We start from the raw sequence: 11686 nt of genomic DNA on the forward strand, positions 1-11686 counted from the left end.
TTTGAGATGTTAACGAATGTCATCTAACAAGCAAAATAGATTGTTATTCACCACTTATTTGGGTCGCCTGTACCCTACATTTGATAGTCTACAAAATAGTGGTAAGATAACGGCGTTATATAACCATCTCCATAAGTAGAACTCAATAAGTAGAACGCTAATGATTCTGATGATCGATAATTACGACAGCTTTACGTACAATATTGTACAGTACTTCGGTGAATTACAGCAGGACATCACCGTCTGGCGTAACGATCAAACCACTATTGAAAATATTAGAACCCTTGCGCCAGATGCGATCGTCATTGGCCCCGGTCCCTGCGATCCTGATCAGGCTGGTATCTCTCTAGAAGCTATCAAGACTTTTCAGGGCGTGATACCGATACTAGGTATTTGCCTAGGACATCAGGCAATTGGACAAGCATTTGGTGGACAAGTGGTCAAGGCTGGTGAAGTCATGCACGGTCGCTTATCCGCCGTCTATCACACTGACCAAGGTGTCTTTGAAGGCTTGCCTAATCCCGTACAAGTCACGCGCTATCATTCGCTTGTCATTGATAAAACCAGCCTGCCCGATTGTCTTGAGCTGACCGCATGGACACAAAACAGTGATGGCAGTATTGAAGAAATCATGGGTATCCGTCATAAAACATTTGCGATAGAAGGGGTACAATTCCATCCTGAGTCTATCTTAAGCGAAGCAGGTTATCAGCTGCTCAACAATTTTTTGCAAACGCATCATTTGTCAGCACTAACCTCAGATGAACTACCACAAGTCGGCTAACAGTTTATTAAAGCATGTTCTAAAAAAGGCGTTAATAACAAAATCAAAATAAAACCTATTTTATTTATAATTTAAAATTAACGTATAAAAACATCAAGAGAGATCATAATGAGTACGACAAAAACAAATAAAAACCCTACCCCAACTAACATTGCTCAACTGTCTGATGAAGAGACACATACGCTACTGACGACGGCTTTGGGGCGAATTTTTCAGCACATTGATTTAACCTTTGATGAGATGTATCAGGTGATGCTGATTATCATGCAAGGCAGATGTAGCGACGCCATGATGGGTGCTATTTTGACTGGTCTGCGTATGAAAGGTGAGTCCATCGATGAGATTACTGCCTCTGCCAGTGCAATGCGTGCGTTAGCAGCCAATATCGAACCACGGGACTGTAATTACTTAGTCGATATTGTCGGAACTGGCGGTGATGGTGCCAATTTATTCAACGTTTCTACTGCATCAGCATTGGTTGCTGCCGCTGCTGGTGCTCAAGTAGCCAAACATGGTAACCGCGGCGTCTCTACCAACTCTGGTAGCTCAGATTTGCTTGAGCAAGCAGGTATCAGTCTGGCACTTACTCCTGAGCAATCTAAAGAATGTATCGAAAACCAAGGTATCGGCTTTTTGTTTGCGCCCAATCATCACAGTGCGATGCGTTATGCCAATCCAGTACGCCGCGAGCTCAAAGCGCGCACCATCTTTAATATTTTAGGACCATTAACCAACCCTGCTGGCACACCCAATCTGGTAATCGGTGTCTTTACCGCTCAGCTGTGCGAGCCTATCGCTAAAGTCATGAAAAACTTAGGCGCACGTCATGTCATGGTTGTGGGCGCAAAAGACGGTTTGGATGAAATCAGTCTCGCTACCTCAACCACTGTCGCTGAATTAAAAGACGGTGGGATATCTGTTTATGAGATGATGCCAGAAGATGCAGGTATTGAGTCAAAAACCCTTATCGGTCTCGATGTAGATTCTCCAGCGCAAAGTCTTGAGCTGATTCGCGCGGCTCTATCAGGAGAGAACTCTCAAGATCGTGCTGTACTTAAAGCACGTGATATGATTGCACTAAATGCAGGCGCGGCCATATATACCGCAGGACTTGCCAGCAACTACTCTAATGGTGTGAGCCGGGCACAAAAAGTCATTCAGAATGGTGATGCTCTACTCAAGCTTGAGTCTCTCGCCACATACACGCAGCAACTAGTGACTCCTGCTTAACGGCTAAGCACCATTACTGTGCACTCTAGCTATTTTGTCTATTTACATTCAACGATATTCGGATACCAGCATGACTCATACAGAAACTAAGACAGATATTCCTTCCGTATTGCAACGCATTGTCGCCACTAAAGTGGAAGAAGTAAATGCCGCACGCGAGGTATTATCTCTTGAAGATTTACAAGCGCAAGTCGCGGCAGATAACAAACCACGTCGTGGCTTCGCGGCGGCGCTGCGGGCGGCTAGCACTAAAGAGCATAATATTGGTATCATCGCTGAGATTAAAAAAGCATCTCCTTCTAAAGGCGTTATCAATCACAACTTCGCGCCTGCCCTATTTGCCAAACAATACGAGCAAGCGGGCGCCAGCTGTCTGTCTGTATTGACTGATCGCGATTATTTCCAAGGTGATGATAGCTATCTTATTCAAGCAGCTAATGCGGTAAGCCTACCGATACTGCGTAAAGATTTTATGATAGATGTATACCAGATCTATCAATCTTATCTGATGGGAGCTGACTGTATTTTACTCATTATGGCCTGCCTTGACGACACCCAAGTACAAGAGCTGCATGCGCTAAGTATCGAATTGGGTATGGATGTATTGATAGAAGTCCATACCCAATTCGAACTTGAACGTGCGCTACAGCTACCGCGCTCAGCGCATAATATTTACGGTATTAATAATCGTGATTTGAATACTTTCGATGTCGACTTACAAACCACGCTGGATCTAAAAAATATTTTAATCGACGCACTGGCGGCTGATGTGGATAGCACGCTTAAACCGCTTATCGTCACCGAAAGTGGCATTCATAATAGCGCTGATATTCGTTTGATGTTAGATAATGACATTCAGCACTTTTTAATCGGTGAACAGTTCATGAAGACTGATCATCCTGGACAAGCGTTACAATCCTTACTTGCGGGCGTCGCAGCAGACGGGTAAAGTGGCTTAAGTCTACTGAACAGTTTAAATCAATCATTCATCAACCAACGATACGTTAACTTCTATGTCAAACTCTCTATTTTCAAAAGAAATGCAAGACCAGCTCAAAGAGCTAAAAGGCCAACTTAGCAAGGGTCGCGATACCAATTCGCCTGAAGATGAAAACCAAAAGCCTACTGAGCCTGTATCATTGCCCACGCAAAAGCAAGTAAACAAGACTGTCAAGCAAATGGCTAGCGAGCATATTGACGATGACAAAGTTCTGTTTATGCAAGCAATGCATGGCGTCAATCAGCTTGAAGACAAAAACGTACGCTCACCTGCCAATGCTAGCAAAGCGGGCAAGCCTGATGCGACCACCTTGTCTAAACGTGCTGCTGCGCAAGGTAGTGAAGCGAGTGATTTGGGAGCTGGCTTGTCAGATATGCAAGCACTACTCAACCCTGTCGCTGCTGAGGCCTATTTATCTTACAAACAGCCGACTTTGCAGAATAAAATCTTTGATCAGCTTAAAAAAGGTAAGCTACGTTGGTATGACGCCGTAGATATTCATGGTTGTACCATCGAAGAAGCACGCGTGGCCATGACTCAACTCCTAAGCCAAGCGAAACAGAAAAACGAGACCATGGTAAAAATCGTCCATGGTAAAGGCAGTGAAGCCATTTTAAAAACCTGCGTCAATGGTTGGCTGCGTCAACTACCAGAAGTATTGGCATTTTGCTCTGCACCGCCAAAAGATGGTGGTAACGGTGCTGTATTGGTACTGCTCAAAAAATCTAAAGCTGATGGTGAATAATTTTTAGTGTTAGAGTTAGTATGAAGAATCAAAAGGACTGCTTATTGGCAGTCCTTTTTGTTATGCTCATTTTAAAATCACTATTTAATCCTTATCTACTACAGCCACTATATTTAACATCTAACGATAGCGGTATTTGCATAAGTTAGGATCGGACATTTATGAGCATACAGATCATTGAGAACACGCAACAGCTACATGAACATATCATGGCTTTGATTGTTATCGAGCCAAGATTTTTGTCTATCTATGAACAAGTTGGTATGCCCAGTCTACGGCATAATGTCGGTGGGTTTGAGCAGTTGATGCGAGCAATGGTTGGTCAACAGCTGTCTGTGGCAGCAGCAGCCAGTATTTGGCAAAGACTACTTGATGCCGCCTTAACGAATCCACAGGCAATTATCAAAGCAACAGATGAGGACTTAAGAGCGCAAGGGTTATCTAAACAAAAAACCCGTTATATTCGCTCATTAGTCGATCATGATATAGACTTTGCTGCGTTAGAAATTATGCCTGATGAAGAAGCAATAGAAGTGCTGACGGCCGTTACTGGTATTGGCATCTGGACGGCTGAAATGTATTTATTATTCTCACTGAAACGTGCAGACGTACTTGCGGTCGATGATCTAGCAATTAAAGTAGCGGCGACGGCGTTATTAGGCTTAACGGAACGCCCAACGCCAAAACAGTTAAAGAATCTAACACAAGATTGGTCGCCACATCGCAGCGCTGCCAGTCTATTGCTATGGTCATACTACGGCTTATTACGTAATCAAACCGCTGTTCCTTTATAATACCAAATACTCAAGTGATGATTCACCTTATCAAACTCGCTTAGCTTAAGCTTAGTCTAGCACTCGTTTTCTTTGCTGTTCTAATTTTTGTGGATCGTATAAGATAAACGCTTGATACTTACCTCAAGTGCTTATCTTATACAGTTTTTAATCCATAATTTTATGGCTGATTCCATATAGAAAAGCCAGATTTTCTTTTTGCGTACTTGAACTTGATTTTCTTTATCATACGGCTTTTATTTCTCAATGCCTTTAACGCATTGTCTTTTTTACTCTCTACGGATTTAGTCGTTTGCTGGCTGCCCTTTTCATTTGTCTTGACGTTATCTTTACTCAAGTCCACGGCATGCTTATCATCGTTGCTGTTATCCTTATTGTCGCTAGCATCATCATCAGTATGGTCATCATTTGACATATCTTTTGTCGTTTCCGCGACGTTGTCTTCCTTATTCTTATCTTCAATTTCGTTTTCTATGTGATGCTCAAGCTCAGTTTGATTGACAATAAGCTGCTGCGTTGGCAAAGCATGCTCGACATCATATTTCGCCACTTGGTTCAATAAATCAACAAATAAAACGTTCTGTTTGTCATAGAATTCAGTCACGCCATTAGCATTAACATACGCCTGTAATTGAATGATATAGCAGTCTTGACGTAGCTCTAAAATATTGACCTGATTCCATTCTTGGTTGGTCAAATAATGCTCATCTATAAACTCATCCAAGTCCTTGACCATCTTAAATACCACATCAATATCAGCAGTGCGTTTAATATATAACTGATGGAAGAAGCGAAACATATCGCGGGATGTAAAATTTTCAATCTGCATTGATGAGAAATCACCGTTTGGTACAGTCACAACAGTGCGCGTCAAGGTGCGCACACGTGATGAGCGAATACCAATATCAATGACTGTGCCTTCATAAGTGCCAAACTTACAATAATCACCAATACGTACGGGCGAATCCGCCACGACCACGACACTACCAACAAGGTTTTCGATGGTTTTTTGCGCACCCAGTGCTAATGCCAAACCACCCACACCCAAGGCGGCAATACCCGTGGTCAAATCAAAACCCAAATTGCCGAAGATAACAATCACGGCAAAGATCAGCAGCAACGCTTTGACCACTTTGCGTAGCAGCCCCAAGATTGAGACACGTTCAGTATAATTTTTCTTATAACTTAAATTTACCGCACGAGTGAATATGGCATCGATGACTCGTAACAGCAACCAAGTCAATGCAAGCCAAGATGCAATCTCGGTAAAACGATTGATCGGTTCACGTAGCGTCACCGACACGCCTGCATACACCATCACTTCTGACAATATCAGCGCCATGATGACCACTGCCAGAGGCAATACGACCTTATCAGGTAATGGCAATGGTACGCCGCGCACACGAGGATAGACGATGCGTAATAGATGGTACAGCAGCCATACCATGATATAAGTAAATACAAAGCTGCCGACAGTCATCATTAACGCTGCGGCTAAATCCGCCACTTGATAACCAAACAGCTTTTTGCCTTCTAAGGAATCAAAAGTATAGCGAGACACTAACGTTGGTTCGGTATTTTCTATGACTTCTGGTATTGAACTGAGCGTATCTGTAGAAAACTGCCAGTACTGCTCTCCTTGCTTAGATACCACTCTTTCAAGTATCAGTGGCACACTTTTTTCACCCACATTAATCGCACCGACGTTTTCTTGGCTTGGCGGTAGCTGATCAGTTAGGTTGCCCTCAGGCGTATTATTAATCTGCAAATCAGGCTGAAAACGCCCGCCTGCATCCAGCGCTTGCTTGAATTGACGAACGATTGTGGTTGGATTGTCAGACTTTGATAAGTTTAAATAATTACTCGCCAGCAGATAGTCATTTTCACCTAACGCACTGATGAAGCCCTGTACGGTATGGCGCGGTGTATCGCGTCCGAATGAATCTGGTATCGGCGTACTCGCCGACTCCTCACTGGTACTGCCACCCATTCCCAGTGCGCTAGCTTCAGCAGCAAATGCATTATTGGGCAACAACGCACTCAACAGCATCACAAGCAAAAATAAAATTGCCATTAGTGGCATTTTGATGGTTGAGTATGGTGAAGACAACTCGGGACTGGGAATCATAGGAATCAGGCGATACTTAATAGACAAAACAAACCTCTTAGCATTATGAATGGTACAACGAAGAACAAATGAGTGCTTCCCTATAATAGCAATTATTTATAACAGCAGTGCTTTTGATTACACGTTTTTATGGTCATCTATGTGAATTATCTACTCTCACCTTTGCTTATGGCTGCTAATTTTTTATCACCTTTCACGACACTCCTTGTCGATGTCTACTATGAATAAGAGTGACAATCATTAAATGAATAAACCGCAATCTATCATGAAAACTACTCAGCTTACCGTGAATAAACATTAGGTTAAAGTGGTTTATAAAGCGGTCTGTTTTGTAGATAATGAACGCAGTTTTGCTTGTCTACTGTTTTTTGTAATTTTTAGCCATGTTAACGTCAGTATGGTTACTTTTTTCCTGCATTTTTTAATATGATTATTTTGGAATTGACTATGTCTTTATCACGTTCATCTTCACGTACCTACCTTCGTTTGAGTATCTTAAGCGCACTAGGTTTACTTGCGGTTAACACAGCAATGGCAGCGACACCTGACGTTGCTACTATTAACGATAGTGAGCTACCACAAGTTGAGCTTGATGAAATCATCGTAACAGCAACCCGTACCCCCACTAAAACCAGCAATGTAATTGCGCAAACTCGGGTTGTAGATAAAGAAGATTTAAAACGCTTTCAAGGTCAGACGGTTTTAGAAGTACTTAGACGGCAGCCAGGATTTAGCATTAAACAAGATGGTGGTATGGGTCAAAGCAGTAATTTCTATCTTCGCGGCTATGATAGTAAGCGTGTATTAGTGCTAATAGATGGTGTTCGTTATGGCTCAATGTCAACAGGTCAGCCCGCTTTAGCCTTATTACCGACCGATCAAATTGATCGTATTGAAATTTTATACGGTGCTTCAGGCTCTAGCATTTATGGTTCAGATGCTATGGGCGGCGTCATTCAAATATTTACTAAAGGCAGTGACGTCGATCAAACTAATTTTTCTGTGACCGCAGGTGTTGGCTCACATGACCACTATATTTATGGTGCAACAGCGCAGTTTGCAAATGCTCAAGGCGCAAAACTGAGTCTTTCCGCTAGTCGGAATCAAACCAAAGGTATCAGCGCGCTTGACAACCGAACAGGCAATGATAAAGATGACGATGGCTTTGAGAGCAATAACTTTGCCTTAAATGCTAGTATGCCTATTACTCAAAATATAAGCGTTGGCGCAACTGGACTTTTCTCTAAGTCAACGACAGAGTTTGATAACTTTAGTTTTGGACCAGGTCCCAATGCAGAGATTGATCAAGAGAATGGTGCCGTATCAGCATTTTCACAATACGAAAACGATAAGCTGACAGTACGACTATCAGCGGGTCAGAGTTTGGATAAGATTGATAACAAAGTGGGCGATGCCTTTGAAACCAAGCAGAAACAGGCGAATTTGATAAGCACTTATAAATTACCTATAGGACAATTTCAAGCGGGTGCCGAATGGTTGCAGCAGGAAGTAGAGCTTACGGACAATACTCCTAGCGCTGGTGGTAAAGACAGCTATAAAATAAATGACCGTGATATTAAGAGTGGCTTTGCTGGTTATCAAGTAAATGAGGATGCTTACGATTTTCAAGCCAATGTTCGTTTCGACGATAACTCACAATTTGGTCACGAAACTACATTTGGTCTTGGTTATGCTGTAAATCTAGCGCCTAGCCTACGCCTAGGTACTAGCTTCGCTACTGGCTATAGAGCGCCTACTCTCAATGACTTATACATCGAGAGTGCTTACTATGTTCCAAATGAAGATTTAAAAGTCGAAAAGAGTAAAAACCTAGAAGTATTTATTGAATCTACCAATACGATACAAACTACTCGTTTGACTGCCTTTAATAGTAATGTCGACAATCTTATTGATAACAGATACGATGGTAGTATTGATAAATATCAAGCACTGAACATTGATGAAGCAAGCTTGTCAGGTTATAGCTTTACCTCAGACTGGCAGCTCAGTAATATTTTATTTGGTGGTCAATACACTCGCACCAATGCTGAAGAGGACTCCGGAGCTAACAAAGGCAAACAATTAGTGTATCGCCCTGAAAATACTGGCCTAGTATATATAGGTTACCAAGCTGCAGAGTTCGATATTCGTACTGAAGCAGAATATGTGGGTAAAACCTATAATGTTGCAGATAATAGCACTTTTATAGAGGACTATACGTTATTCAATATCAGTGGTAATTATTACTTGAGTCCAAATCTGACATGGACAAGTCGTATTAACAACTTGACCAACGTAGATTACTCAACCAATGAGAGTTTTGGTCAATATGCTTCGCGTTACAATCAAGACGGCACCAACTTCTTCACATCCCTGACCTATAACTGGTACTAATTTCTCTTGGTACTATTTAAACTGCCTGAACTGAGAATAAAAAAGGTCATCCATCGATGGCCTTTTTTATTGCTACATATTACTGCTCGCCTTCTTACGTGCCTATACCGTCAGCTATTTATGTTATCCAACAGGTGACAATTCATGACTCATCAATTACAATAACGACCTCCGAGAGGTGTTGCGCCATAATATCTGATAGTGCATTTAGGCTTCAAAGTCCTGCTAATCAGTCATCATGTTAGGCTCGGTAACTGTTAAACAATCATCTCATTGATTGTTGACAGCGCAAATAACGACACCTGCGTTTTTATTCTTTTTATCATACCTTAACCACTGATAGGAGCATATTATGGACGCAGTGTCTAACACCCCATCTGCCCATACGATCGACCCCTCTTTCACTGACTATAAAGTCGCTGACATTAGCCTTGCTGATTACGGCCGCCGTGAAATCACTCTTGCTGAAGCCGAAATGCCTGCTCTAATGGGTTTGCGTCGTCGCTACGAATCCGATCAGCCGCTTAAAGGCGCGAAAATCGCTGGTTGTATCCACATGACCATCCAGACTGCCGTTCTTATCGAGACACTCGTCGCGCTAGGTGCTGAAGTACGTTGGACATCATGTAATATCTTCTCAACTCAAGACCATGCTGCTGCTGCAATTGCCGCTGCTGGTATCTCTGTTTATGCTTGGAAAGGCGAAACAGAAGAAGAGTACGAATGGTGCTTACGTCAGCAAATCCACGTTGGCGGCGAAGAGTCAGGTCAGCTTTGGGATGCCAACTTAATCTTAGATGATGGCGGTGATTTGACCGCATTGATTCATAATGATTATGCCGAGCTTCTTGATAGCATTCATGGTATCTCTGAAGAGACGACTACAGGCGTCCATCGCTTGGTTGAGATGCTCAATAAAGGCACGCTAAAGGTGCCGGCTATCAACGTTAACGATGCAGTTACCAAATCTAAAAACGACAACAAATACGGCTGCCGTCATAGCTTAAACGATGCGATTAAACGCGCTACTGACATGTTCCTTGCTGGTCGTCGCGCCTTAGTTATCGGCTATGGCGATGTGGGTAAAGGCTCTACACAAAGCTTACGCCAAGAAGGCATGATCGTACGTGTCTCAGAAGTTGATCCTATCTGTGCCATGCAGGCATGTATGGACGGCTTTGAAGTATTATCACCTTACATTAACGGTGATAATACTGGTGGCGCAGAAAACATCAACACCCGTCTGCTTGAAGACACTGACATGATTGTTACCACCACTGGTAACTACCATGTTTGTGATCGTCACATGCTAGCAGCCCTGAAACCAGGTGCTGTTGTATGTAACATCGGTCACTTTGATACCGAAATCGACACTCAGTTTATGCGTGATAACTGGCGCTGGGTTGAGATTAAGCCACAAGTCCATCAAATCTTCCGCTCAGATGATGAAAATGATTACTTAATTTTGCTTGCTGAAGGTCGTTTGGTAAACTTGGGTAATGCGACTGGTCACCCATCACGCGTGATGGACGGCTCATTTGCTAACCAAGTATTGGCTCAAATGTACCTGTTCGAAGAAAAATTCGCTGACTTGCCAGCCGACGCACGTACTGACAGCTTATATGTAAAAGTACTACCTAAGAAGCTCGACGAAGAAGTCGCTGCGGCGATGGTTGCTGGCTTTAACGGTACGTTGACTAAGCTGACTGAAAAACAAGCAGAGTATTTGGGTGTGCCTGTCGAAGGTCCATTTAAGCCTGACGCTTACAAATACTAAAAGGAGCTAGACTGTGACTAAGCCTGCTTTCTCCTTTGAGTTTTTCCCTGCCAAAACCGAACTAGGTCATGAAAAACTACTCAGTACTTATGATGAGTTGAATAAGCTATCACCTGCGTATTTTTCGGTGACTTACGGTGCTGGCGGTTCAACCCGAAATCGCACTTTAGATATCGTCCAAGCACTATGCGCACGCGGCGATACTGATATTGCGCCGCATATATCTTGTATCGGTGATGATAAGGCGGAAATCGCTGAATTGCTCGATCTGTATAAAGATTTGGGTATCAAGCGCTTAGTCGCCCTACGTGGTGATTTACCATCAGGTCAAGTCGGTATGGGCGAGCTACCATTTGCGTTAGACTTGGTTAAGTTTATCCGTGAATATTCAGGCGATCATTTCCATATCGAGGTTGCAGCGTATCCTGAAATGCATCCACAAGCGCGTAGTTTTGCGTTTGATGTTGACAACTTGGTCAATAAATACCAAGCGGGTGCTAATGCATCGATTACTCAGTTTTTCTATAACGCTGATAGTTACTTATATTTGCGTGATACCTTAGAAAGACGCGGTATTGACACGATTGCTCAGCCTTTAATCGCTGGTATCATGCCAATTACTAACTCAAGTAATTTGGTACGCTTTGCCGATAGCTGTGGCGCTGATATTCCGCGTTATGTACGTAAGCAGTTGTCTGACTTTGGCGATGACCGCAAAGCCATTCGTGAATTTGGTTTTGATGTCGTCTATCGTTTATGCGAGCGCTTAATTGCTGAGGGCGTACCTGCCATGCATTTTTATAGCATGAATAAGGTTGAGCCAAACAAGCGCTT

The 11686-nt window shown here is 42.9% G+C and carries 9 protein-coding genes; 8 read left to right on the top strand and 1 reads right to left on the bottom strand.

Annotation, left to right across the window (positions count from 1 at the left end; genetic code table 11):
• Positions 1 to 160 precede the first annotated feature (160 nt).
• The 5 genes from B2575_RS06605 to B2575_RS06625 all read left to right on the top strand — a co-directional run bounded on the left by B2575_RS06605 (position 161) and on the right by B2575_RS06625 (position 4553).
• Positions 161 to 784, top strand: a complete 624-nt coding sequence (locus B2575_RS06605; protein ID WP_045452934.1) for an anthranilate synthase component II — start codon at positions 161 to 163, stop codon at positions 782 to 784.
• Positions 785 to 892: 108 nt separating this feature from the next.
• A complete protein-coding gene (gene trpD, locus B2575_RS06610; RefSeq protein WP_296240680.1) occupies positions 893 to 2014 on the top strand; it encodes an anthranilate phosphoribosyltransferase in 1122 nt (373 codons plus the stop codon).
• 70 nt (positions 2015 to 2084) lie between these two features.
• On the top strand, positions 2085 to 2963 hold the full coding sequence (gene trpC, locus B2575_RS06615) for an indole-3-glycerol phosphate synthase TrpC (protein ID WP_201605758.1): 879 nt from the start codon (positions 2085 to 2087) through the stop codon (positions 2961 to 2963).
• Positions 2964 to 3027: 64 nt separating this feature from the next.
• A complete protein-coding gene (locus B2575_RS06620; RefSeq protein WP_055124887.1) occupies positions 3028 to 3759 on the top strand; it encodes a Smr/MutS family protein in 732 nt (243 codons plus the stop codon).
• A 161-nt stretch (positions 3760 to 3920) separates the two neighbouring features.
• Positions 3921 to 4553, top strand: coding sequence for a DNA-3-methyladenine glycosylase family protein (locus B2575_RS06625; protein WP_045452931.1), 633 nt, complete (start codon positions 3921 to 3923; stop codon positions 4551 to 4553).
• A 160-nt stretch (positions 4554 to 4713) separates the two neighbouring features.
• Here B2575_RS06625 and B2575_RS06630 read toward each other — a convergent pair whose 3' ends face one another.
• Positions 4714 to 6681 (bottom strand): mechanosensitive ion channel family protein, encoded by a 1968-nt coding sequence (locus tag B2575_RS06630; RefSeq protein WP_201605815.1) that lies wholly within the window; start codon positions 6679 to 6681, stop codon positions 4714 to 4716.
• 447 nt (positions 6682 to 7128) lie between these two features.
• Here B2575_RS06630 and B2575_RS06635 point away from each other — a divergent pair, with 447 nt between their 5' ends.
• The 3 genes from B2575_RS06635 to B2575_RS06645 all read left to right on the top strand — a co-directional run.
• Entirely contained in the window at positions 7129 to 9075 is a 1947-nt protein-coding gene (locus B2575_RS06635; RefSeq protein WP_045452928.1) for a TonB-dependent receptor domain-containing protein, read from the top strand.
• A gap of 352 nt (positions 9076 to 9427) precedes the next feature.
• Entirely contained in the window at positions 9428 to 10852 is a 1425-nt protein-coding gene (gene ahcY / locus B2575_RS06640; RefSeq protein WP_201605760.1) for an adenosylhomocysteinase, read from the top strand.
• Positions 10853 to 10865: 13 nt separating this feature from the next.
• A partial coding sequence (locus B2575_RS06645) for a methylenetetrahydrofolate reductase (protein ID WP_296240683.1) occupies positions 10866 to 11686 on the top strand: 821 nt, incomplete at its 3' end.

It is taken from the genome of Psychrobacter sp. UBA6739 (genome assembly GCF_002453835.1).
In the GTDB taxonomy this organism is placed as follows: domain Bacteria; phylum Pseudomonadota; class Gammaproteobacteria; order Pseudomonadales; family Moraxellaceae; genus Psychrobacter; species Psychrobacter immobilis_A.

Bases quoted from the DNA above. Each gene is read 5' to 3' on its own strand.
- B2575_RS06620 (WP_055124887.1), top strand. From the start codon at position 3,028: ATGTCAAACTCTCTATTTTCAAAAGAAATGCAAGACCAGCTCAAAGAG.
- trpC (WP_201605758.1), top strand. From the start codon at position 2,085: ATGACTCATACAGAAACTAAGACAGATATTCCTTCCGTATTGCAACGC.
- B2575_RS06625 (WP_045452931.1), top strand. From the start codon at position 3,921: ATGAGCATACAGATCATTGAGAACACGCAACAGCTACATGAACATATC.
- B2575_RS06635 (WP_045452928.1), top strand. From the start codon at position 7,129: ATGTCTTTATCACGTTCATCTTCACGTACCTACCTTCGTTTGAGTATC.
- B2575_RS06630 (WP_201605815.1), bottom strand. From the start codon at position 6,681: ATGATTCCCAGTCCCGAGTTGTCTTCACCATACTCAACCATCAAAATG.
- ahcY (WP_201605760.1), top strand. From the start codon at position 9,428: ATGGACGCAGTGTCTAACACCCCATCTGCCCATACGATCGACCCCTCT.
- B2575_RS06605 (WP_045452934.1), top strand. From the start codon at position 161: ATGATTCTGATGATCGATAATTACGACAGCTTTACGTACAATATTGTA.
- trpD (WP_296240680.1), top strand. From the start codon at position 893: ATGAGTACGACAAAAACAAATAAAAACCCTACCCCAACTAACATTGCT.